Genomic DNA, 20,598 nt, shown 5'->3' with positions numbered 1-20,598 from the left:
CCGGGCGACACGGCTGGCGCCGGCGAAAGCATGCTCAGCCGCGTCGGCGTCGCCCCAGTGCCAGCATGCCAGCCAGGCCGGCGGCCAGCATCCCGTATTGCGCGGGTTCCGGGACTGGCGTCACGTCGGTGATCGTCGTGGTCGTGGCATCGGTCCAGGTCCACTCGTAATCGTAGCGAAAGCCGAAGCTGCTCTGGTAGAAATCGGTAAAGCTCTTGCCCGCATAAATGGTGCTGGACGTATAGTCTAAGCCATTCTGGTTGGTATAGCTGGCGAAATAACGGGGCTCGCCACCAGCGTCCCAGCCGAAAGCGGTAACGCACGTGATTGCGCCGCAAAAGCCGTAGTAATTGATGTTACCGGATTCCAGCGATACCAGTTCCTCGTGCGAATAGCTACCGTCGCCGTCGAGGTCATTTACCGTGATCAGTACTTCGAGCGTGGTGTCGGCCTCGAATACCGCGTCATGCTCCGCATAAAAACCTTGATAGACCACTTCAAAAACCCGTTCGGCCGCGCCGGCATGGGCGCAGGCGGCCAATGCCGCGGCCGTCATCATTTTTTTCAGCATGGAATCCTCGACGGGGATGGATGAATAGAGGGCGAGAACATTGCCAAGGGCTGCAAAGCGTCACCTTGGCTTCGCGATTTCCTGCGTGCGAATCTCAGCGCCGCCGGCGCCGCGCGGCAACAGCGATGCCCGCCAGGCCGATCAGCAGCATGCCGCAGGTCGCCGGCTCCGGCACGGCCGTGATTTCCGTGACGGTGCTCTGCGTGGCATCCGTCCATTTCCATGTGTAGTCGTAGTTCAGGCCGAAATTGCTGGTAAAGAATTCCGTGAATTCCACACCGCTGTGGATGGTGCTCTGCGTGAAATCGACAGTGTTATTCCAGGCGTAGCTAGCGAAATAGCTGGGCTCGCTGCCGGGCGTCCAGCTGAATGCGGTGACACAGCTCATGAACCCGCAAAACCCATCGTGATTCTGGATGTTGCCGGACAATAAGGCGACCAGCTCGTCATGCGAATAGCTGCCGTCGCCATTGCGGTCGTCGACCGTGATTTCCACTTCCAGGATCTTCTCCGCATCGAACGCATTGTCGTGTTCTGCGAAGAAGCCCTGGTAAGTCAGCTCGAACGTGCGTTCCGCCGCGCTGGCGGAGGAAGCAAAAGCGAGCGGGAAGAGTATTGCGGCAATCAGGTTTTTTTTCGACATGGAATCCTCAGTTGATATTGGTTACTGAAAGTGATGCGAGGAAAACTGCGATGGAAACGGTCCTGCGGGTGTGGCGGCCGGCAGAATAACACGGATTGTTTTTATCGGATTGATACCCGAAGTATTTATTTTTGCAGGTGATTGCCGATGGTTCAGGCGTAATAATCCTGCGAAATAAGTATATTGGGAAATTTTTGCTGAGAAATGGAAAAACAGCGAATGACGTGAATGCCATTAAGTTAGCGGAATTCGATGCGGTTCGCGGCGCTGCCGTATCGGTGGCTTGGCAGGTGCTTCGCGAAGCATGCTTTGCGCCTGCCAAGCAGTATTGGCATATATGCCATCGCTCCTTTACGGCCACCGGCTTCTGGGCGGACACTGGTTTGCGCAAGATGTTGCCGATTCCTGAGCTAAAAACCGGTGTCCGACACATTTTCCGGATGAGGCGCCCGGAAAAATGTCCGACACCAAGTACCCTAACGCCGACTCGAATAGTCACGTCGCCTTAACTTAACAGCATTCGCCAATGACAGTGCAGTTCGCAGCAGCCCGCACGAAGAGCCATCGGCCGCGCCGGCACCGCGTGATGGCCTATCGCAATACGGAGTTCAGCCAGACAGTAAAGATGACCGCTTTAGCCAATCGCTAACGCGGAGTAACTTTACTGGAGGGAAAGATGAGTCTCATGGTGGAATTCGGAGGTTTTCTCGGCGGTGTCCTGAGTGAGTGTGCGGCGCGATACCCGTGGAGTGGCCGCAAGATTTTTGTCATCACATTCCTGTCGTTCTTCTTGTCGATTGCGCTCTTCATTCTTCTCGTTCCGCCCGTAAAGGATATCTGGAGTTGCCTGCTGGTTGCTGCTGCCAGCAGTGGCGTACACGGCGTTATTTGCGTAGCATTGATCAGCTATGCGCGACGTCGCGAGCGGAGAAAATCGGGTGTGCAGGAATAGTCCCGGGCCCGTCCGGTCACCATTGCAACAGGGCGGCATCGAAGCTCATCACCATTACAACTGCAAGCACCAGGCAATGCTGGCATTCCGGTGCAGTGGAACCAAAAAAACAAAAGGGCCCGTGTCCAGTCCATGGACACGGGCCCTTCTTTACAACGGTTGAAACGAATTACATCAGAACGCGCACGAAGCGTCCGCCAACCCCTGCACACCGGGATTCAGCAGGATGACACTGCCACCCCATTCGGCATCTTCCGGCTTGCCGGAAACGATCGAAGTCACGATCATCGTCCGCAAATCGGCGCCGCCGAACGTGCACATCGACGGTTTCGCGAACGGCACGTCGATGCGGCGGTCCAGCTTGCCGGCAGGCGTGAAGCGGAGCAGGGCGCCGGCATCGTTCGCGCAGATCCAGTAGCAGCCATCGGCATCGACCACTGCGCCATCGGGACGGCCCACATGATCGGCCAGGTTGGCGAACACGCGGCGGTTCGACGGGATCCCCGTGGCGGTGTCGTAGTCGAAGGCCCAGATCAGGCGGCTCTTCGGATGCGAATCGGACAGGTACATCGTCTTGCCATCCGGCGACCACGACAGGCCGTTCTGCGTCAGCAGGCCCGACACCACCGGTTGCGACAGGCCGTTGCCATCGTAGCGGTACAGCTGCCCGATGTCCTTCGCGGCAGCCATGTCCATGAACATGGTGCCGCTCCAGAAGCGGCCCTGGCGGTCGGTACGGCCATCGTTGAAGCGCATGCCCGCGCCGAGATCGGCCGGCTTGCCCAGCAGCGTGGTGGCCACCGTGCCGTTGTCGAACAGGTCGACGTCATACATGCCGGTTTCCATGCCGGCGATCAGGCCGCCACGGGCACGGGGTGCCACGCAGCCAGCCATCTCGGGCAGGTCCCACGAGCGCGCCTTGCCGGCGGCAGCGAGCCGCCAGACGCGTTTCGCGGGAATGTCGACCCAGTACCACGCCCGGGCAGCGGCATCCCACGCCGGGCTTTCGCCCGTCGTGCAATGCACGCCGTCGATACGTTCGATCGACGGGTTCGCCATTACTTCAGCACCAGCTCGCCGTCAACGACGCGCGGGATGCCCAGCGAATTGGCGCTGTCCAGCGCGGCCGGCAGCAGCTCGGCCGGCACGTCCTGGTACGAGACCGGGCGCAGGAAGCGATCGATCGCGGATGCGCCCACCGAGGTGGAGCGGCTGTCGGACGTGGACGGGAACGGGCCGCCGTGCACCATGGCGTGCGACACTTCCACGCCGGTGCCGAAGCCGTTGAACAGGATACGGCCAGCCTTGCGCTCCAGCGTCGGCAGCAGTTTCTTCGCCACGGCGATGTCGGCGCCGTTGGCGTGCACGGCGGCGGTCAGCTGACCTTCCACGTGCTCTGCTACCGCTACCAGTTGGGCTTCGTCCTTGACCCGGATCAGCAGCGACGTCGGGCCAAAGATCTCGCCTTCCAGTTCCGGCTTGGCCAGGAAGTGTTCGCCCGAGGTTTCGTACAGTGCAGCAACGGCGCCGCACGGCACTTCGCTCGTCTTGCCCTGGCCAACCAGCTTCACGCCTTCGATGCCGGCCAGTTGCGCCACGCCCTTGTTGTAGGCGGAGTGGATGCCAGGAGTCAGCATCGTGGCGGCACCCTTGGCGGCCAGCGCGACTTTCACGCCTTCCAGGAACTTGTCCAGTGCCGGCGAGTCGATCGCGATCAGCAGGCCCGGGTTGGTGCAGAACTGGCCTGCGCCCAGGGTCAGCGAATCGGCGAATTGCTGCGGCAGCTTTTCGTTGGCGTTCAGCGCGCCTTCCAGGATGAACACCGGGTTGATCGAGCTCATCTCCGCATACACTGGGATCGGCTCTTCACGGGCAGCGGCGGTCTTCATCAGTGCCACGCCGCCGGCGCGCGAACCGGTGAAGCCCACGGCCTTGATGACAGGGTTGCTGACCAGGTTCTGGCCGATGGTCTGGCCCGAGCCGATCAGCATCGAGAACACGCCTTCCGGCATGTCGCAGTCGATGGCGGCTTGCTGCACGGCTTTTGCCACCAGTTCGGAGGTACCCAGGTGAGCCGAGTGCGCCTTGACGATGACCGGGCAACCCGCTGCCAGCGCGGACGCGGTGTCGCCACCGGCCACGGAGAAGGCCAGCGGGAAGTTGCTGGCGCCGAACACGGCAACCGGGCCCAGGCCGATCTTGCGCAGGCGGATGTCCGGGCGCGGTGCCGGGGCACGGTCCGGCAGGGCGGAGTCCAGCGTGGCGCTCAGGTAGCGGCCGTCACGCACGACTTTTGCGAACAGGCGCAGCTGATTGCAGGTGCGGCCACGCTCGCCTTCCAGGCGGGCCTGCGGCAGACCCGTTTCCTGCATCGCACGTTCGACCAGGGTCGCGCCCAGGTCCATGATGCGGTCAGCGATCGTTTCCAGGAACTTGGCACGCTGTTCCGGCGTCGTTTCGCGGTAGCGATCGAACGCCTCCCACGCCAGCTTGCAAGCCAGGTCCAGCTCGGCTTGGGAAGCCAGGCCGAAAGCCGGTTCGATCTGTTCGTTGCGCGACGGATCGATGGCCTTGACGGAGCCTTCCTTGCCGCTCACGGTCGAGCGGCCAATGATCATTTCACCTTTAATCTGCTGCATGTGCTCTCCTTTTACTGCGGGCCTTGTGCTCGCATCAGTTTTTCCAGCATCGCGAATTCTTCTTCGTTCAGGTCGGTCAGCGGTGCGCGCACCGGACCGGCGTCGTAGCCTGCAATCTTCGCGCCGGCCTTGACGATCGACACTGCATAGCCGGCCTTGCGGTTGCGGATGGCCAGGTAAGGCAGGAAGAATTCGTCGATCAGACGGTTCTGGGTCGCGCGGTCATCGTTGGCGACTGCGTGATAGAAGTCCATCGCCAGCTTCGGCATGAAGTTGAAGACAGCCGACGAGTATACAGGGACTCCGAGCGCTTTGTACGCGGCCGCATAAATCTCCGCGGTCGGCAGGCCGCCCAGGTAGCTGAAGCGGTCGCCCAGGCGGCGCCAGATCGACATCATCAGTTCGATGTCGCCGATGCCATCCTTGAAGCCGATCAGGTTCGGGTTACGGTCGGCCAGCTTTTCCAGCGAGTCGGCGGTCAGGCGGCAGGCGCCGCGGTTGTACACGACCACGCCGAAATCGACGGATTTGCAGACTTCTTCCACGTGACGCACCAGGCCGTCCTGGCTGGCTTCGGTCAGGTAGTGCGGCAGCAGCAGGATGCCTTGCGCGCCGATTTTTTCCGCTTCCTGTGCGTAGGCGATCGCCTGGCGGGTCGGGCCACCGGCACCGGCCAGGATCGGCACCACGCCGCGGCAGGTATCGACGGCGGTCTTGATCACGTCGCCATATTCGTTCGGGGTCAGCGAGAAGAACTCACCCGTGCCGCCGGCGGCGAACAGCGCCGATGCGCCGTACGGAGCCAGCCACTCCAGGCGCTTCGCGTACGTATCCGCGCGGAAGTTGCCTTCCTGGTCGAAGTCCGTGACCGGGAACGACAGCAGGCCATGGTTCAGGATTTTTTGGAGTTCTAACGGTTGCATGAGTGTCTCGCTTCTTTGATGAGTGGAACAACAGGTAAGGGGTTCTGATGGCTCGCCATCGTTGTATGACATCGTACAACCATATCGAAAGCGGGGCAAGCGTTTTGAAAGGGTTGTTGCGTGGGGTTGGGTGTCAGGCACTTCCCGGCTTGCGGGAGGAGCCTGACACCGGTTTTATGCAAGCGTTCCGCTGGCTATGCTCAGCCTGCGGTGCTTTCTTCCTGCGCCTTGCGCAGCCGTTCGCGGCTGTTGGACAGGTGGGTGCGCATGGCGGCACGGGCGCCTTCCGGATCCTTGCGCTCGATGGCATGGAAGATGTCTTCGTGCTCGCGGTTCACGCGCTGCAGGTAGGCCGACGGTTCGTCGTGCGACAGCTGCGCCGAGTTGAGGCGCGCGCGCGGGATGATCGTGGTGCCCAGGTGCGTGAGGATGTCGACGAAATAGCGGTTGCCGGTGGCTTGTGCGATCAGCATGTGGAACTGCATGTCCGCCTCGATCGAGCCGCCCTGCAGGATGCGCTGCAGCGCTTCGGCCATGTCGCGCACTTGCGCATCGGTGCGCCGCGCGGCCGCCAGCCAGGCCGCCTCGGTTTCCAGGCTGATGCGCAGTTCCAGGATGGCCAGCACGTCTTCGATGGTCTGGATCGTATCGGGCGAGATCAGCAGTGGCTGTGCCGGCGGTTCCAGCACGAAGGTGCCGATGCCGTGGCGTGTTTCCACCAGTCCGGCCGCCTGCAGGTGCGAGATCGCTTCGCGCACCACGGTCCGGCTGACGCCATGCAGCTCCATGATCACCGATTCCGTCGGCAGTTTTTCGCCCGTCTTGAGGATGCCTTCCCGGATGCTTGCGCCAATGCTTTCCACCACGCCCTGGGCGAGATTGCGGTGGCGCTTCTTCGGCGCGGCGGGAGTGGCGGTGGTATCGGTCATGCGCATGGGTGTCCTCGAGAAGTGCCGATTATACCAGCACGCGCCTGGCGCCCGGCCGGTTGTATGATGACTTTGCAACGTGTCTCGAATTGTCGGGAAATTGTCTTTTGCATATTTCAAGCCGGCACAGCCGTGGGATGCGGTGCTACGCTGGACGATTCGACACAAGGAGGATTCCATGCGATATGCCATCCTGAGCGCTGCCGTCCTGCTGGCGGCATGCGCCGCTCCCCAGCCTGGCGACCAAGTCAACACGTTCAGCGAAGAAACCAGCTACGTCCCCACCGGCAGCAATATTCCGCGCAAGAAGGTCGACCGGGACGGCAAGACCCTCGTATTGTCGCGCGACGATGCGGGCAGGATGGTCCACGATGCACAGGCGATGGGCAATGCCGCGGGCAGCGGCCGTGATTGAGCGAGGCGCCATGAGAATCGCACTGCTGGCGGCCGCCGTATTGCTGTCCGCCTGCGCGGCGCCAGGGCAGGGTGGCGAGGAACCCGTCTTCGAAGACGCCTACACGCCGACCGGCAGCCTGATTCCCCGCAAGAACGCCGACCGCGACGGCAAGCGCGTGATCCTGTCGAAGGAAAACGCGCAGAAGGCCGTGGAAGAAGTGCAACGGCTGGGCGGCGGTACGGTGCTGCCTCCGTAAGCCGCCCGCCAGCAGGATTCCAAACGGGACGGCCAAAAAAACGGCGTCCCGGCCCGCCCCTGATATACTGTATAAAAACACAGTATTTTTCTGGTGGGCAAGTATGAGAATCAAGATGGTGAAATTGCGCATGGGCGGCGTGTCGCTGCCGAGCCGCGTGCTGGGCGACCGTGCCGCGCCGCGCTTCGGCGACCTGCGCATCCTCGATACGGATGACCAGGGCCTGCGCCGTCCCGTCAAGCTGGCCCGCCTGATGGAGCACGATTCCCAGGTGATCCGCGAAACCCTCATCGACCCCCGCATCCTGTGGTGCGGCGATAACCGCTTCACGCTGACAGGCTTCGAACGCATCCGAAACCGCCACGGTGAAACGGTCGAATACGCGCAATCGTGGCTGTGCGAGATCGACACCAGCTCGCCCGATCCCCGCCCTGATACCTTGCGTGCGGCCCCCTATAAAGATCGCTGAACAATCGCGGATGCATGTTTCTGCGTTTGTTTACGTGTTTTTGCGTTTTTGATTTAAGATTGCGCAAAACACGGAGGATTCATGCAATTAGCGGAAGAACGGCGGCGCCTGATACTGGAAGCTGTCGACGAGGAAGGGAAAGTCCTGGCGGCCGAACTGGCGCGCCGTTTCGATATCTCCGAAGACACGGTGCGGCGCGACCTGCGCGATCTCGACCTGGCCGGCCTGCTGCGGCGCGTGCATGGCGGCGCGGTGCGGCGCGGCGGCGAAGCCAGCTTTACCCAGCGCGAAGGCACCGACCAGCAGCGCAAGGCATTGCTGGGGCAAGCCTTGCGGCCATTGCTGAAGCCGCTCGACACGGTGCTGATCGACGCCGGCTCGACCAACCTGGCATTGGCCCGGCAGCTCGACGATGGCTGTGCGGCGGCGATCGTCACCAACAGCCCGCAGATCGCCCTGGCCCTGGGCGAATTCCGCCGCACCCGCGTGATCTTGCTGGGCGGGACATATTCCGCCCACTGTGGCGCCGTGCTCGGTGCCCGCACGCTGGCCGACATCCAGGCGCTGTGTGCCGACCTGTGCATCGTGGGCCTGTGCAGCCTGGCGCCCGACCGGCTGGGCGCCACCAACGACGAGGAGGCGGTACTGAAACGCGCCATGCTGGCCGGCAGCGCGCGCCGTGCCGCGGCGGTGCTGAACGACCGCCTGACCGCGTCGGCGCCATTCACCATCGGCACCGCGGCCGACCTGGACCATGTCGTCCTCGAAGCCGATGCTCCCGCCGATCTGCTCGCCACGCTGCGCCGCGAAGGCGGCCCCGATCTCCTCCTCGCTGAAAGGTAAGCCATGACCGACCGCACCGACCGTACCGTTACCGCGGCACGCTGGGCCATCTCGACGATTTTCCTGCTGAACGGCACCGGCATCGGCCTGTGGGCGGCGCACGTGCCCGTGGTCCAGGCCCGCGCCGGGCTCGACACCGGCGTGCTGGGCATGCTGCTGCTGACCATCGCCGCCGGCGCCATGGCATCGATGCCGCTGGCCGGCTGGCTGTCCACGCGCTGGGGCTCGCGGCGCGCCACGCTGGCCTCCGCGTTCGCGTTTGCCGTGATGACGGCCGTGCTGATCTGCGCCAGCCACCCCGTCGGCGTGTTTTTCGCGGCATTCGCCTTTGGCGCCAGCAACGGCGCGCTGGACGTGGCGATGAACGCCAACGCCAGCGAGGTGGAAATCGCCCGCGGCGTTCCCACCATGTCGTCGTTCCACGCCTTCTTCAGCCTGGGTGGCCTGGTGGGCGCCGCGCTGGGCGGGCTGCTGATACAGGGCGGTTTCGGCGACGGTTCCGGCGCCCTGGCAACCAGCGCCGTCATCGTTGCGGCCACGCTGGTGGTGATGCGGCGGGTGATGACGGGGCCCGCGTCGGCCGCGCACACGTCCCACTTTGCGTTGCCGCGCGGCCCGGCCCTGTTCCTGGGGTTGCTGGCGCTGCTGTGCATGGCGGTGGAGGGCGCGCTGGTCGACTGGAGCGCGCTGCTGCTGACGGAACGCACCGGTGCCACGCCGGCCTCGGCAGCCATCGGCTATTCGGCCTTCTCGATCGCGATGGCCGCGTGCCGCTTCGCCGGCGACCGGCTCACAGTGCGCTTCGGCGCCGCCAACGTGATGGTGTCCGGCGGCGTGGCCATCCTGCTGGGCCTGTTGATCGCCGTGCTCGGCACGCATTACGCGGTGGCGGCGGTCGGCTTCGCGCTGGTCGGGCTCGGCGCCGCCAACGTGGTGCCGCTCATCTTCGCGGCCGCTGCACGCACGCCGGGCATGTCCGCCGGCGGCGGCGTAGCCACGGCGGCCACCGTCGGCTACACGGGTTTCCTGATGGGGCCGCCCGTGATCGGCTGGGTGGCCGCCCACACGAACATCGCGGTGGCACTGGGCGGGCTGTCGCTGGCCGGGGCGGTGATCGCGTTCAATGCGCGGGCGGTGGTCAGGCAGGCGGAGGGCGCGCGCTGAATTGCCGTCTCATGGGCCGGCTTGGCGTCATCGGCCTGCCTGTGCCTTCAGAGCCTGCCTGTGCCCTCATAGTGTGCCTGTCGCCCCATCAGCCCGCCTGTACCGCAAGTTCCGGTAAAACCGCCTGCCGTTGAGCCGTTCCAGGTGTTGGTTCCGATGGCCCGCCGGCGCGCGTCCCCACGGCTAAGATGGCCCATGAACCTCTTGGAGAAAGGCACATCATGAGCCCGGAACAGGCATCCACCATCCTCGAACAGCTGGCGCTGGGTACCGATCCCCGCACCGGCGAATCCCTGCGCGAAGGCGATGCCTGCGCCGCACCGGAAGTGATCCGCGCGCTGTTCATCGCACGCCAGGCCTTGCAAGGCGTGCTTGCCGCGGAACTTTCCCGCCCGGCACGCCGCGCACCGGTGATGCGCAATGGCGTGGTGCTGCCGAACGTGGGCAAGAAATGGTCGGCCGACGATGCCGACATCCTCCTGCAGCAATTCGAAGCGGGCATGCCGATCGGCCAGATCGCCGCGCGGCTGGGGCGCACCGATGGCGGCATCGTGGCCCGGCTGGTGCATGCCGGCGTGCTGCCCGACCGCGAAGCAGGTTATGCGCTGATCAAGGGGAACCCCGGGAACCGCGAACAGCCGGCCTGATCTCCGCGATCATTTCGCCCTCGTCGTCCAGGCCCACTTCCACGAAGCCCAGCGAGGCATAGAAACGTTTGCCTACTTCATTGCCGGGCATGTAGCAGATCGTAATGCGGCGCAAGTCCGGCTGCGCGCGCAGCTCTTGCAGCAGCAGTTCCATCGCGCGGCGGCCAACGCCCCGGCTCTGGAACTTCGGGTCGACCATCAGGCGGAAGATGCCGTAGCAGCCGGGTTCGTCGTTGGTATTGATGCCGTAAAGAAGAAAGCCGGCGAGCTGCCCGTCGTGATGGATCGCCCTGGGCCGCGAGTTCGGATAAAAACTGGCCTGCGCGAGCGAAAAGGCATTGCTGGCGACGAACTGGGCCTGGTGCGGCGGCAACTCGATATTCATCACCGCTTCGAAGTTTTTCCTGGTAACGAACTCCAGCGTCGTGCCCGATTGCGGCATCGGCGCCGTGTGCGTCGTTTCCGTCATGTGCGTCATCTGCGTCAAGTACGTCAAGTGCGCTCCTCCGGGTGGATGCTGCCTGTGCTTGTGGCGCGGTGCATGGGCCTGGATCATGGGCCGGAATCATGGGCTGGGATCATGGCCCGGGATGGCCGGCACGGCGAGTCGATACTCTACCGTCAAAGGCCAGGCTGGAACAACCCCGCCATATGCCAGCCGGGAGCACGCGGAGGAAAGCCGGCGTAGCCTCGACTGCCCCGCCTTATTTCGCCAGCGTCACCAGCGGCTTGCTTTTCTCCACGATGTACGTGGCCAGTTCCTTCGATTCGCCGCTGCCCACGTTGTGCGCCGAGTGCACGGCGCCGGCCGGGATGAACAGCGTCTGCCCCGCCTTCAGCGTCACCGGCGGCTGGCCATCGATCTGGTATTCCAGCGTACCTTCCAGTACATAGGCGATTTCCTCGCCGGGATGCGAGTGGCGCGGCGCCTTGACACCCGGGGCGAAGTCCACCCGTACCTGCACCAGTTCCTTGCCCGGCACGACGATGTCTTCTTTCAGCAGGTCGACCCGGCCAAGGCCGGCGACCTGGGCGTGGGCGGTGGCCGCCATCGAGGCGGCGGCTACCAGGACGAGGCTGGAAATCAGGGAGTGGATGGTTTTCATGGCGTTTCCTTTTCTGGGTGAGTTGGCGTACTCCCAGTAGGCCACCGCCATGTGTATGGGGCATGTCGGCGCGTATGCGAAACATGGCCGTTCGTATCCCGGCCGTTGATGGATACATACTGATACACACCGCTTATCCCGCACGCCCTGGCAAGATGCGCGGATGCCTGAGGGCCTGGGCGTACCGATACCCCCAAGCACGCCTGGTTGCAATGTGAGCTTCATTCTTGCCGCGGGGCGCGGGAAAGCGATGGCTTTCAACTCGCAAGTGATTGTTTATAAGACAATAATTCGTGTTCTTTGCTAGAGTGGCATTCCCTGACCCATCGGAGATGCCATGAACCGTCACTACACCGTTGTCCCCCGGGCGCTGCGCAGTGTCCGCCTGCTCGGCGCCATCGCCTTGCTGTCCGCCGCGTCTTCCACGCTGGCCGCCGATACGTCATTTTCTTTGGCCACCGTCTCGAACCTGCGCTACACCCTGACCGACCTGACACCGGATGACGGTATCGCTGCCAACCTGACCTGGACATCGGGATTCGTCGATGTAATGGGGTACCACGATGGCATCGTATTCCGGCATTTCGGCGATGGATCGGCACCGGTGGCGGGAAGCTGGACCGACGGTGCGGACAACACGGCCGCCAGCTTCGAGCCAGGCACGTCGTTCGGGAACACGGTACTGTCGGCAACGGTGCACGCCGACGGCGCCGACGACGCTGTCGGCCAGGCGAACGCGGCGTATGCCTTGTCCTATTTCGACTTTACGGTGTCCGCCGGAACCGCCGTCACGTTCTATTCGGACTATGAGTTGCACACGGGCAGAACGGAACCGGGCGAAGGCACGTATGCAAGTTCCACCACCCGAATGGAGTTGTTTGACAGTGGCACATCCCACGATCACTTCGACAGCAGCTGGATCGAAGCCGCGACCTACAGCGTGCCCGACAAGGCCGGCACCGCATCGGTTTCCTTCAGTAATATCTACGGCACCGACTGGACCGGGACCCTGACGGTGCAAGCTGCCGGCCAGGCTTTCGCCGGGCCCCTGCCGGTTCCGGAACCGTCGACTTATGCCATGCTGGGCGTTGGCCTGCTGATGCTCGGCGCGGCAGCACGCCGCCGTTCCTGATCGGCTGGGCATGATCGGCTGGGCATGATCGACTGAGCTTGCCGTGGGGGCGCGGGTTCCTGTCCAGGACCCGCCCACGCATCCGGCAAGCAGCGCACGCCCCAGTCATCGACGATGCCCTGGGGCGGGGCGTTTGCGCTGGCGCCTGCCCCAGCGCGCCTGTGGCGGCAGATGCGGCGCCTGTCCATGTATTTCATGCTGCCGGCGATAAAAAAGGCGCTGTGAGCGGTAATTAAGAGAACTTCCCGCCGGAATCACGGTCTGACTTCCTGTTGAGATACTTCATGTATATCAGGAGGCGACATGGGCACGGCGGAGGTTCGAGTACTGATCGAAGCGTTGATGCAGCAACAGCTTTCAGAAGATCAGGTCGCATTGCTGCAGGGCTTTCTTGCCTGCGTCGAGCAACCAGGGCAGTGTCATCGCCTCATCGAGGAAGCCGCCGGAAAGCCGCCGTGTCCGCATTGCGGCCGCGAGAAGTCTCACCGTTGCGGGCAGGCTAGTGGCTTGCAGCGCTATCGCTGCGTGGCATGCCGGCGCAGCTATAACGCCCTGACCGGCACACCGCTTGCCCGTCTGCGCCTGCGCGACAAGTGGCTGCAATACTTTCAATGCCTGATCGAGTCGACCCCTGTGCGCTCGGCGGCCAGCCGCGTCGCGGTGGCCAAGTCGACTAGTTTTCGATGGCGTCACCGTTTCATCGCCGCCATGCTCCGGGCGCCCCGTCCGCAGCTGTCTGGCATCGTCGAGGCCGATGAAACCTACCATCTGGAATCACAGAAGGGCTCGCGCCACCTGGATCGCCCGCCCCGCAAACGCGGCGGGAAGGCCAGCCGGCGCGGCATCAGCAGCGAGCTGGACTGCATCCTCGTTGCCCGTGACCGCAACCGGCAAACCTGTGACTTCGTCACAGGCCGCGGCCCGGTCAGCGCCAGCCAGCTGATGAAACACCTGAAGCCTGTGCTGGCGCCCGATGTGTTGCTCGTGACCGATGCGGCCAAGGCGTACCAGGCATTTGCGAAGCAGGCCGGCATCACGCACGAAGCGATCAATGTGCGTGCCGGCATCCGGGTGCGCGGCGCACTCCATATCCAGGGTGTCAACGGATGGCATAGCCGCTACAAGACCTGGCTGCGGCGATTCAATGGTATTGCCAGCCGCTATCTCGCCAATTACACCGGCTGGCAGCGCGTGCTCGATGCCGCCGAGCTGACGGCGCCGCGCCAATGGTTGCACATTGCCGTGGCGTCAGACTAGCTGATCAGCTCTTTTGTCGCGCTCGGCATGCAAGAAAGTTTCGTGCTCAACGGCAAAGCTACTCAACGCGAACAGCGCCATAAAAAATAATCGGCGCGCCTGTCGATTCCAGGCGCCATGATTCGTCGTCAGCATGCAGGACCCACCATCCGATCCACATTCCCATGGGAGTCGTCATGAACAGACAGATCATCTTCAACCTGGCGGTCAAGGACCTCGACAAATCCAAAGCCTTCTTTTCCGGCCTGGGCTTTTCCTTCAATGCGCAGTATTCCAGCGACCAGGCGGCGTTCATGAACATCGTCGACGGCAGCATCCACGCCATGCTGATGACCGAAGCCTTCTTCAGGTCGCTGATCGACAAGCCGCTTGTGCAGGCGAAGGAGGCCAACGAGGTCATCATCTGCCTGAGCTGCGAGAGCCGCGAGGAAGTGGACAGCCTGATCGCCAGGGCTGTCGCGGCGGGCGGGCGCACGCCGCATCCGCCCGAGGACCACGGTTTCATGTACGACCAGGGCTTCGAGGATATCGATGGGCACTTGTGGAACCTGGTGTGGATGGCCCCCCAGGGCTGACGGCACTCTCCATGCACGTGGCCGCAATGCGGCGTGGCCTGTCGCGCCGCGGTGGCAATATCGTGGTTTTCACGAACCAGGGTTCACGAACATGGCACACGTCGTATTGTTGGGAGATTCGATTTTCGATAACGGCTCGTATGTTCCGCCGGGTACGCAGGTCATCGAGCAATTGCGGCGCCGGCTCGGTGCCGGGCATGAGGCGTCACTGTGCGCGCAGGATGGCAGCGTGCTGGCGGACATGCCGGCGCAGGTCGGGCGGATTGCCACCTTGCGGAAGGAAAGGGCGCCCACCCACCTGGTGATCAGTTGCGGTGGCAACGACGTGCTTGGCCTGGTCGGCGCCATGCAGACCCCGGCAGCGACCGTGCTGGAAGCCGCCGAACTGCTTGCCGCATGGCAGGCCGGCTTCCGGCGCGATTACCGTGCGATGCTCGATCTGGTGTCGGCGTGCGGCATCCCATATGCCGTGTCCACCATCTACGACGGGGTACCCGGGCTGTCGCCGGGATTGCGCGGCGCACTCGCGCTGTTCAACGACGTCATCCTGCGCGAAGCCGTGCTGCGCGGCATCCCCGTGCTCGACCTGCGCCTGATCTGCGCGATGCCCGGCGATTACGCCGCATCGTCGCCGATCGAGCCGTCGTCCGAAGGCGGCCGGAAAATCGCCGCGGGCATCGCGGCACTGGTGAGCGAACACCAGTTCCCGGCGGCGAGGACAGTGGTTTTCGCCGGCGCGGCGTGAGCGCCATGCGAGCTTTTCGACGGTAGTCGGCCACGGCCGCTTCAAGCGACCGGGCCAGCTCCCTGGCACAGCCGCTCGAGCTTTTGTGCAAGCGCTTCGCGGGCGCTGTCGAGCCGCACCGGATCGGTCCTGGCGGACAGCGTGCTCCGCTCTTTTCGGCCAAGGAAATAAGCGATCCGCTCGGCATTGGCACCGGAAGGGTGGGGCAAGCCATCGAGGATCTGCGCGGGCTGGAGCACGCCCTCCTTGGCCAGCCAGTGCAGGCCATTGGCGACTGCCGGGCCGAGCGGGATAAAGACGGCATCGGGAAACAGGGCCGCTTCCTGCGCGAAGTATTCGGTGATCTGCCGCCGCAGGAAGCGGTGCGCGATCGGCGCCGGCGTGCCGCTGTAGTCCTTGCCACCCCTGCTCACCGGGTGGCGCAGCAGCGAAGTGAGGTGCAGCAGATGGGCATGCTGGCCGAACAGCGTGGCGCAGCCGGGCAAGCCCAGCCAGCGGTGCAGGCCGATGCGGTCGAGCAGGGCAACCAGGTTAGGGCGGATGGGGCCGCTGAAGGCGCCGGCCCGCTTCGCAGAGGATAGCGCCTCGTCGGCACTGGCACCACCGCGTAGCTGGACCTGGGCCTCGGCGACCGCATTGCGCCATTGGACGAAGCCGGGTGTCAGGCCGACGAGCACGACGCGCGCGGCAAGGTTGACCGACTCGAACGGAATGTAGTTGACCTCGAACGGCCCGTCCCGGTCCAGCAGGAAGGCAGGCGGAATGCGGGCGTGGCCGTCGATGAGCGGCAGGTCGAGGTGACGGATGTCAGGGGCGAAACGTGGAAACAGGTGGGGCATCGGAAACAGGAGGAAATGGTAAATGGCATGATCCATGGGCCCCATGGAGGGCTATCCAGTGGGAACCCCCGGGATGGCCAGTGTGATGATCATGCGAAGTCGATGTCCACGAGCCCGTCGAAATCTTCCGAGTACGCATATTTCCCGGCCAGCACCGCATCGACATATCTTGCGAACCAAGGCCGGATTCCCGCTGCTTCCACTTGCCTGGTACCCATGTCGTGCCACATGGTGATGACCTGCCCGTCGACCCCGCCGGGGGCGGGGGCAAGATCCAGGCAGTAATGATCGCCGCCGCCATTGTGGGTAAATGGTATCCACCTGGCGTGCCACCAGTCATTCCGGATACCGCTCTCCGGTTCCGATTCGATGCCCTGGAATTCGCCGGAATCGAGAAGATCCTTCCACACCGTCCATTGCTCGAGTATGGCGCCGGTGGAAAGGAATTCCGAGTTGTCGAACAGGCCGCCGGCATTTCCTTTCTGGCCGTTGTGCACCTTCAGGAAATCGACAAAATCGCCGGGAAGGCGAACGCCGAGCGCAGCCTCGAGCGCTTCGATTTCCTCCGCGCTCGCTGGCGGATTGAGGTCTTGCAGGCCTTCCGGCCAGTTTTTACCCAGCCAGGCTTCCAGGGCTGTCCAGTTCTCGTTCAGCGAAGACGAATATTGGGAAGAGTTGTCTTGTTTATCGAAGAGGGATTTAATCATGTCGGCGGAATGAATGAGATTCAAGCAGGGGTGGACGATGGATTCGAACAGAACTTCAGGCGTCGCGCCGATCGGCTGAACTTGCAACGCATATCGGAGTGTAATCCAGTGTATGCCGCGCATGCAGCAGGATGCAGGTGCCTCGCCCGAATGTGCATGAAACGTCGCTCGGCCAAATGAGGCGCCTAACCGGGAAAATCTGTTCTCATGGAGATGATCTAAGCCCTGAGAAAACGCGCCCACTGTACACTTCAAATTCTCACGGCAGGCCCGGCGTCCTTGTTAACTCCGCAGTTCCCTGATGCTCATTTAGTTGCGTATCTCATCGGGGATGGGCAACAGGCTCAGACATACACCGCGCCCTAACTGGACAAGGGGCGAAACATTGTAACTGCTGCCGCTTTCACTATCGACATGGATTTCTCTGGCGACATTTGAATCGATTGACTGGATGCTAGCAGTTACCGCTAGTCTGCCGTGCATGTTTCCTGGATTCTTCGAGCGCCATTCAAGCAATTTATCGATCTTTGATCGTGGACATTGAATTTTCAGTTGAAATACGTTGGCGAAAAAGTCGGGCCGCCTGTTGTCCGATGTGTATTCCACGAATAGCTCATACGAGCCGTCCAAGTTGCGCGATACGTCAATGATCTTTCCTTCGAAAAGAATGGGCCTTTGGGCCAGCCAGTACTCCTGAAGCTCCGCGGTCAGAACAGTATCGAAAGCCCGGTTATCCTTGACTAGCTCGGTAAACCATTCGCTGTCGGCACCGTCCTGAAGGACAAATTTCTTTATTGCCTCATCGGTTTCCAAGGTTGCCCGTCTCATCTTCTCAGCGGCTTCATTTGAGTTCATATGGGACCGGTAAAAATAAGCCATGCCCAAGCCCAGGATTGTAAGAAGGACGGCTGCTTTCAAGAGTCGTTTTAGGCTGCTCATAGTTTCTTCTTTGCAACTTAAATTGCGATTTAAAAATATCCATTCTAGGTGTCGGTGCGTTGGCTGTCCACTGATCGATCCTCGCTTGGTACAAGTTCCGTCATTTATATTGTCAGTGCTAGTGTGCTAATATGGTGTCAATAAATCGCGGACCGCCACGCCGACACCATGGAAGACTCCACCTACACCCTCGACGAGCTCTGTTCGCTCACCGACCTGAACAAGCGCACCGTGCGCTACTACATGCAGATCGGCCTGGTCGACCGGCCCGAAGGTGAAACCCGCGCGGCACGCTATGGCCCGCGCCACCTCGACCAGTGCCTGAAGATCCGCAAATGGACGCAAGCGGGGCTGTCGCTGGAACGGGTGCGCGAACTGTTCGCGAGCGGCGACCAGCCGGTGCCGGCCCGGCCGCGAGGGCCGGGCACGCTGGAAGTGTGGAGCCACATCGTGGTGGCCGATGGCGTCGAGGTCACGCTCAATCCGGAGCGGGCGAATCTGCGGCCCGAACAGGTACGCACCTTCCTTGCCGAGGTGATGGCCGCGTTTGAAAAACTGAACCGATCGGAGAACGACTGATGGCGAATTCCCTTCACCCCGTGCTGAAGTCCGTCGCGGTGACCGGCGACCTGCACGGCCTGTTGCTTGAAATGCGCGTCGAGCAGCACTATGAGAACCCCGGCAAGTCCGCCATCGAGGCGGTGTATACGTTCCCCGTGCCGTGGCGCGCCGTCATCCTGGGCATGGAAGTGGCGATCGGCGACAGGGTGCTGCATGCGGAAGTCGCGCCGAAGGCGTCTGCCGGGCAGCAGTATGAAGCAGCGATCGAGCAGGGCGACGCCGCGTTCATGCTGGAGCGCGGCAGCGAAGGGCTGTACACCGTCAATGCCGGCAACATGCTTCCTGGCGAAACGGCGACTGTGCGTTTGCGCTATGCGGTGCTGCTGTCCTTCGAGCAGGGGCAGGTGCGGATCGTGGTGCCGTCGGTGATTGCGCCACGCTACGGAAGTCCCGCCGCGGCAGGACTGCGGCATCACCAGGTTCCCGTGCATGACGTGCTGGCCGGGCATGTCCTGTCCGTCCAGGTCAGGCTTCATGGCGCGGTGGGCGAAGGGCGCCTGCAGTCGCCCACCCATCCGGTCGCCATGCGCCGGGGCGAGGGCTACGCCGAGATCAGCCTGGCTTCCAGCGCTTTCCTCGACCGCGATGTAGTCTTCGTCGCCGACGAACTGCAAGGCAGGCCGCTGTCGGCGGTTGGCCGTGACGGCGATGGCACCGTCATCCTGGCGAGCTTCTGTCCCGCGCTGGAGGACCGGGCCGCGCGCCGGCCGCTATCGATGAAGATCCTGGTCGACTGCTCCGCATCGATGAACGGCGACAGCATCGCCAGTGCGCGCCGGGCGCTGCACGAGATTCTCTCGCACCTGGAGCCGGACGACCGGTTTTCCTTCAGCAGGTTCGGTGGCACGGTGGTCCATGAGACGGAAGTGCTGACACCGGCGACAGCACAGGCCCTGCGGCATGCGGCGGCGTGGATCGCGCGCACCCATGCGAACCTGGGTGGAACGGCAATCGGCGATGCGCTCGAGTCGACTTTTGCATTGGCCCAGCCTGGCGATGCGGACGTGCTGCTCATCACCGATGGCCATGTGTGGGATGCCGGGAAACTGATCCAGCGCGCGCACCTGGCGGGCCAGCGCATCTTCGCGATCGGCATCGGCGCCGCACCCGCTTCCAGCCTGCTCCATGAACTGGCCACGCGCACGGGCGGCGCCTGCGAGCTGGTTGCGACGGCCAGCGAGATCGAAGCCGCCATCGTGCGCATGGTCCACCGCATGCGCCAGCCCGGCGTGCAGGATCTTGCCGTCGGCTGGGATGCCCCGCACGCATGGCAGGTCGATCCGGATGGCGCGGTCTTCAGCGGCGGCACCGTTCACGTCTTTGCCGGCTTCGGCACCGGCGTACCCGCCGAGGCGGAGATCAGCTGGAACCAGGATGGCGTCCGCCATCGCGAAAGCGTCGGCATCGGTGCGCTCGCGGATGGCATGGGCGATACGCTTGCGCGCGTGGCTGCCGCGGCGCGCCTGCGCGGCGCCGACGATGCTGCGCAGCTCCAGCTGGCGTTGAAATACCAGCTGGTGACGGAGAAGACCAGCCTGGTCGTGGCGCACCGGCGCGAGGCCGCGCAGCGTGCCACGGAGCTGCCGGAGCTGCGGGTCGTGCCGCAGATGGCGCCTGCCGGATTCGCGGGCGTGGGACAACCGGCGAAACGTGCCGGTACTGCCAGGAAGGATGGTTCGGAGACCTACGACATGCCGGCTTTCCTGCGCAAGCAGGCTGACGACGGCTGGCAGCAAGACCCGGGCGGCATCCAGCGTGCGGCGCAAGCACGTGCCGAGCGCGATTCTTCCGGTTCCAAGGCAGCCCGGCATTCGCCTGCCGTGTGGCGGCGCGAGTCGGCAAGCGAGCAGGTGAAGGCCATGCTCGACTTCACGTACACCCACCGCGACACGCTCAAGGCGTTTGCAAGCGCGCATGCCGGCACACGCGGATATCCCGCTTCCCTGGACGATATTGCTGGCGGGCTGCCCGGCGAAGTGCTTGCAAAGCTGCGGCGCATTGCTGCGCAAGGAAATGGCGAGGCGGACATCGTCCGGGCCTTCATCGAGGCACTGCAAGCGCTCATGGGAACGGAGCGGTTCGCGCGGCGCTGGCGCCGCAGGCTGTTCGGCTGGGGGCGGCGCCGCGCGGTCGGCAAGCTGGTGCAGCGCATCGCCACGGACGCGTACCACGCTGGCGATCCCCTGGCCGGCAACGGCATTCCAGCTTTCCTGCGCAGGCAGGCCGATTGAGCGCCATGCAAGC

General features: G+C 63.4%; 25 protein-coding genes. 13 read left to right on the top strand and 12 right to left on the bottom strand.

Going from position 1 to position 20,598, the window contains the following annotated elements:
- Nucleotides 1-34: 34 nt before the first annotated feature.
- Both OU994_RS29930 and OU994_RS29925 read right to left on the bottom strand, forming a co-directional pair.
- Nucleotides 35-559 carry a PEP-CTERM sorting domain-containing protein gene (locus tag OU994_RS29930; protein ID WP_281608864.1) on the bottom strand — a complete coding sequence of 175 codons (525 nt, stop codon included), beginning with the start codon at nt 557-559 and terminating at the stop codon, nt 35-37.
- Nucleotides 560-665: 106 nt separating this feature from the next.
- Nucleotides 666-1,214 carry a PEP-CTERM sorting domain-containing protein gene (locus tag OU994_RS29925; protein WP_281608863.1) on the bottom strand — a complete coding sequence of 183 codons (549 nt, stop codon included), beginning with the start codon at nt 1,212-1,214 and terminating at the stop codon, nt 666-668.
- A 676-nt stretch (nt 1,215-1,890) separates the two neighbouring features.
- Here OU994_RS29925 and OU994_RS29920 point away from each other — a divergent pair.
- Nucleotides 1,891-2,166: a hypothetical protein gene (locus OU994_RS29920; RefSeq protein WP_281608862.1), complete on the top strand. Its 276-nt coding sequence runs from the start codon at nt 1,891-1,893 to the stop codon at nt 2,164-2,166.
- A gap of 174 nt (nt 2,167-2,340) precedes the next feature.
- Here the strand turns inward: OU994_RS29920 and OU994_RS29915 are convergent, their stop codons facing one another.
- The 4 genes from OU994_RS29915 to OU994_RS29900 form a co-directional block, all read right to left on the bottom strand.
- Nucleotides 2,341-3,225: an SMP-30/gluconolactonase/LRE family protein gene (locus tag OU994_RS29915; RefSeq protein WP_281608861.1), complete on the bottom strand. Its 885-nt coding sequence runs from the start codon at nt 3,223-3,225 to the stop codon at nt 2,341-2,343.
- On the bottom strand, nt 3,225-4,805 hold the full coding sequence (locus OU994_RS29910; RefSeq protein WP_281608860.1) for an aldehyde dehydrogenase (NADP(+)): 1,581 nt from the start codon (nt 4,803-4,805) through the stop codon (nt 3,225-3,227). Before OU994_RS29910 ends, OU994_RS29915 begins: the two co-directional genes overlap by 1 nt.
- Before the next feature lie 11 nt (nt 4,806-4,816).
- Nucleotides 4,817-5,728, bottom strand: coding sequence for a 5-dehydro-4-deoxyglucarate dehydratase (gene kdgD / locus OU994_RS29905; protein WP_137314812.1), 912 nt, complete (start codon nt 5,726-5,728; stop codon nt 4,817-4,819).
- Nucleotides 5,729-5,928: 200 nt separating this feature from the next.
- On the bottom strand, nt 5,929-6,657 hold the full coding sequence (locus OU994_RS29900; RefSeq protein WP_281608859.1) for a FadR/GntR family transcriptional regulator: 729 nt from the start codon (nt 6,655-6,657) through the stop codon (nt 5,929-5,931).
- Between the two features lie 178 nt (nt 6,658-6,835).
- Between OU994_RS29900 and OU994_RS29895 the strand changes: the two genes are divergently transcribed.
- The 6 genes from OU994_RS29895 (at nt 6,836) to OU994_RS29870 (ending at nt 10,433) form a co-directional block, all read left to right on the top strand.
- Nucleotides 6,836-7,072: a hypothetical protein gene (locus tag OU994_RS29895; protein ID WP_281608858.1), complete on the top strand. Its 237-nt coding sequence runs from the start codon at nt 6,836-6,838 to the stop codon at nt 7,070-7,072.
- Nucleotides 7,073-7,082: 10 nt separating this feature from the next.
- Nucleotides 7,083-7,310 (top strand): hypothetical protein, encoded by a 228-nt coding sequence (locus OU994_RS29890; RefSeq protein WP_281608857.1) that lies wholly within the window; start codon nt 7,083-7,085, stop codon nt 7,308-7,310.
- 103 nt (nt 7,311-7,413) lie between these two features.
- Nucleotides 7,414-7,779, top strand: coding sequence for a hypothetical protein (locus tag OU994_RS29885; protein ID WP_281608856.1), 366 nt, complete (start codon nt 7,414-7,416; stop codon nt 7,777-7,779).
- 81 nt (nt 7,780-7,860) lie between these two features.
- On the top strand, nt 7,861-8,622 hold the full coding sequence (locus OU994_RS29880) for a DeoR/GlpR family DNA-binding transcription regulator (protein WP_281608855.1): 762 nt from the start codon (nt 7,861-7,863) through the stop codon (nt 8,620-8,622).
- Between the two features lie 3 nt (nt 8,623-8,625).
- The gene (locus tag OU994_RS29875) at nt 8,626-9,786 is read left to right on the top strand and encodes an MFS transporter (protein WP_281608854.1); all 1,161 of its coding nucleotides are present in this window, start codon (nt 8,626-8,628) and stop codon (nt 9,784-9,786) included.
- Between the two features lie 221 nt (nt 9,787-10,007).
- Nucleotides 10,008-10,433 (top strand): hypothetical protein, encoded by a 426-nt coding sequence (locus tag OU994_RS29870; protein ID WP_281608853.1) that lies wholly within the window; start codon nt 10,008-10,010, stop codon nt 10,431-10,433.
- Here OU994_RS29870 and OU994_RS29865 read toward each other — a convergent pair.
- Both OU994_RS29865 and OU994_RS29860 read right to left on the bottom strand, forming a co-directional pair.
- Nucleotides 10,396-10,929: a GNAT family N-acetyltransferase gene (locus tag OU994_RS29865; protein ID WP_281608852.1), complete on the bottom strand. Its 534-nt coding sequence runs from the start codon at nt 10,927-10,929 to the stop codon at nt 10,396-10,398. The genes OU994_RS29870 and OU994_RS29865 overlap by 38 nt on opposite strands.
- Nucleotides 10,930-11,137: 208 nt before the next feature.
- A complete protein-coding gene (locus tag OU994_RS29860) occupies nt 11,138-11,539 on the bottom strand; it encodes a cupin domain-containing protein (protein WP_281608851.1) in 402 nt (133 codons plus the stop codon).
- 337 nt (nt 11,540-11,876) lie between these two features.
- On the opposite strand from OU994_RS29860, the gene OU994_RS29855 reads away from it, so the two are divergent.
- On the top strand, nt 11,877-12,671 hold the full coding sequence (locus tag OU994_RS29855; protein ID WP_281608850.1) for a PEP-CTERM sorting domain-containing protein: 795 nt from the start codon (nt 11,877-11,879) through the stop codon (nt 12,669-12,671).
- Nucleotides 12,672-12,974: 303 nt separating this feature from the next.
- Nucleotides 12,975-13,928, top strand: coding sequence for an IS1595 family transposase (locus tag OU994_RS29850; RefSeq protein WP_281608849.1), 954 nt, complete (start codon nt 12,975-12,977; stop codon nt 13,926-13,928).
- Here the strand turns inward: OU994_RS29850 and OU994_RS29845 are convergent.
- Nucleotides 13,920-14,063, bottom strand: coding sequence for a hypothetical protein (locus OU994_RS29845; protein ID WP_281608848.1), 144 nt, complete (start codon nt 14,061-14,063; stop codon nt 13,920-13,922). The two genes, OU994_RS29850 and OU994_RS29845, sit on opposite strands and share 9 nt — an antisense overlap.
- Before the next feature lie 41 nt (nt 14,064-14,104).
- Between OU994_RS29845 and OU994_RS29840 the strand changes: the two genes are divergently transcribed.
- Together OU994_RS29840 and OU994_RS29835 are read left to right on the top strand one after the other, a co-directional pair.
- Nucleotides 14,105-14,503, top strand: a complete 399-nt coding sequence (locus OU994_RS29840) for a VOC family protein (protein WP_281608847.1) — start codon at nt 14,105-14,107, stop codon at nt 14,501-14,503.
- Between the two features lie 91 nt (nt 14,504-14,594).
- Nucleotides 14,595-15,248: an SGNH/GDSL hydrolase family protein gene (locus tag OU994_RS29835; RefSeq protein ID WP_281608846.1), complete on the top strand. Its 654-nt coding sequence runs from the start codon at nt 14,595-14,597 to the stop codon at nt 15,246-15,248.
- Between the two features lie 41 nt (nt 15,249-15,289).
- Here OU994_RS29835 and OU994_RS29830 read toward each other — a convergent pair whose 3' ends face one another.
- The 3 genes from OU994_RS29830 to OU994_RS29820 form a co-directional block, all read right to left on the bottom strand.
- A complete protein-coding gene (locus OU994_RS29830; protein WP_281608845.1) occupies nt 15,290-16,123 on the bottom strand; it encodes a hypothetical protein in 834 nt (277 codons plus the stop codon).
- Nucleotides 16,124-16,176: 53 nt separating this feature from the next.
- A complete protein-coding gene (locus OU994_RS29825) occupies nt 16,177-16,881 on the bottom strand; it encodes an SMI1/KNR4 family protein (protein ID WP_281608844.1) in 705 nt (234 codons plus the stop codon).
- Nucleotides 16,882-17,103: 222 nt separating this feature from the next.
- Nucleotides 17,104-17,733, bottom strand: coding sequence for a hypothetical protein (locus OU994_RS29820; RefSeq protein WP_281608843.1), 630 nt, complete (start codon nt 17,731-17,733; stop codon nt 17,104-17,106).
- Nucleotides 17,734-17,901: 168 nt separating this feature from the next.
- Here OU994_RS29820 and OU994_RS29815 point away from each other — a divergent pair, with 168 nt between their 5' ends.
- Both OU994_RS29815 and OU994_RS29810 read left to right on the top strand, forming a co-directional pair.
- Nucleotides 17,902-18,312 carry a helix-turn-helix domain-containing protein gene (locus OU994_RS29815; protein WP_281608842.1) on the top strand — a complete coding sequence of 137 codons (411 nt, stop codon included), beginning with the start codon at nt 17,902-17,904 and terminating at the stop codon, nt 18,310-18,312.
- Nucleotides 18,312-20,585 carry a VIT and VWA domain-containing protein gene (locus tag OU994_RS29810; RefSeq protein ID WP_281608841.1) on the top strand — a complete coding sequence of 758 codons (2,274 nt, stop codon included), beginning with the start codon at nt 18,312-18,314 and terminating at the stop codon, nt 20,583-20,585. Before OU994_RS29815 ends, OU994_RS29810 begins: the two co-directional genes overlap by 1 nt.
- Nucleotides 20,586-20,598: the final 13 nt, after the last annotated feature.

This window comes from Pseudoduganella sp. SL102, assembly GCF_027856995.1.
GTDB classification, from domain to species: Bacteria; Pseudomonadota; Gammaproteobacteria; order Burkholderiales; family Burkholderiaceae_D; genus Rugamonas; species Rugamonas albidiflava.
Note: the sequence above shows the minus strand (reverse complement) of the source record. Positions and strands in the feature narration are given on the sequence as shown.

Excerpts from the sequence above, each read along its gene's own strand:
- OU994_RS29930 (WP_281608864.1), bottom strand. The coding sequence starts at position 559 with ATGATGACGGCCGCGGCATTGGCCGCCTGCGCCCATGCCGGCGCGGCC.
- OU994_RS29925 (WP_281608863.1), bottom strand. The coding sequence starts at position 1,214 with ATGTCGAAAAAAAACCTGATTGCCGCAATACTCTTCCCGCTCGCTTTT.
- OU994_RS29920 (WP_281608862.1), top strand. The coding sequence starts at position 1,891 with ATGAGTCTCATGGTGGAATTCGGAGGTTTTCTCGGCGGTGTCCTGAGT.
- OU994_RS29915 (WP_281608861.1), bottom strand. The coding sequence starts at position 3,225 with ATGGCGAACCCGTCGATCGAACGTATCGACGGCGTGCATTGCACGACG.
- OU994_RS29910 (WP_281608860.1), bottom strand. The coding sequence starts at position 4,805 with ATGCAGCAGATTAAAGGTGAAATGATCATTGGCCGCTCGACCGTGAGC.
- kdgD (WP_137314812.1), bottom strand. The coding sequence starts at position 5,728 with ATGCAACCGTTAGAACTCCAAAAAATCCTGAACCATGGCCTGCTGTCG.
- OU994_RS29900 (WP_281608859.1), bottom strand. The coding sequence starts at position 6,657 with ATGACCGATACCACCGCCACTCCCGCCGCGCCGAAGAAGCGCCACCGC.
- OU994_RS29895 (WP_281608858.1), top strand. The coding sequence starts at position 6,836 with ATGCGATATGCCATCCTGAGCGCTGCCGTCCTGCTGGCGGCATGCGCC.
- OU994_RS29890 (WP_281608857.1), top strand. The coding sequence starts at position 7,083 with ATGAGAATCGCACTGCTGGCGGCCGCCGTATTGCTGTCCGCCTGCGCG.
- OU994_RS29885 (WP_281608856.1), top strand. The coding sequence starts at position 7,414 with ATGAGAATCAAGATGGTGAAATTGCGCATGGGCGGCGTGTCGCTGCCG.
- OU994_RS29880 (WP_281608855.1), top strand. The coding sequence starts at position 7,861 with ATGCAATTAGCGGAAGAACGGCGGCGCCTGATACTGGAAGCTGTCGAC.
- OU994_RS29875 (WP_281608854.1), top strand. The coding sequence starts at position 8,626 with ATGACCGACCGCACCGACCGTACCGTTACCGCGGCACGCTGGGCCATC.
- OU994_RS29870 (WP_281608853.1), top strand. The coding sequence starts at position 10,008 with ATGAGCCCGGAACAGGCATCCACCATCCTCGAACAGCTGGCGCTGGGT.
- OU994_RS29860 (WP_281608851.1), bottom strand. The coding sequence starts at position 11,539 with ATGAAAACCATCCACTCCCTGATTTCCAGCCTCGTCCTGGTAGCCGCC.
- OU994_RS29855 (WP_281608850.1), top strand. The coding sequence starts at position 11,877 with ATGAACCGTCACTACACCGTTGTCCCCCGGGCGCTGCGCAGTGTCCGC.
- OU994_RS29850 (WP_281608849.1), top strand. The coding sequence starts at position 12,975 with ATGGGCACGGCGGAGGTTCGAGTACTGATCGAAGCGTTGATGCAGCAA.
- OU994_RS29845 (WP_281608848.1), bottom strand. The coding sequence starts at position 14,063 with ATGCTGACGACGAATCATGGCGCCTGGAATCGACAGGCGCGCCGATTA.
- OU994_RS29840 (WP_281608847.1), top strand. The coding sequence starts at position 14,105 with ATGAACAGACAGATCATCTTCAACCTGGCGGTCAAGGACCTCGACAAA.
- OU994_RS29835 (WP_281608846.1), top strand. The coding sequence starts at position 14,595 with ATGGCACACGTCGTATTGTTGGGAGATTCGATTTTCGATAACGGCTCG.
- OU994_RS29830 (WP_281608845.1), bottom strand. The coding sequence starts at position 16,123 with ATGGATCATGCCATTTACCATTTCCTCCTGTTTCCGATGCCCCACCTG.
- OU994_RS29820 (WP_281608843.1), bottom strand. The coding sequence starts at position 17,733 with ATGAGCAGCCTAAAACGACTCTTGAAAGCAGCCGTCCTTCTTACAATC.
- OU994_RS29815 (WP_281608842.1), top strand. The coding sequence starts at position 17,902 with ATGGAAGACTCCACCTACACCCTCGACGAGCTCTGTTCGCTCACCGAC.
- OU994_RS29810 (WP_281608841.1), top strand. The coding sequence starts at position 18,312 with ATGGCGAATTCCCTTCACCCCGTGCTGAAGTCCGTCGCGGTGACCGGC.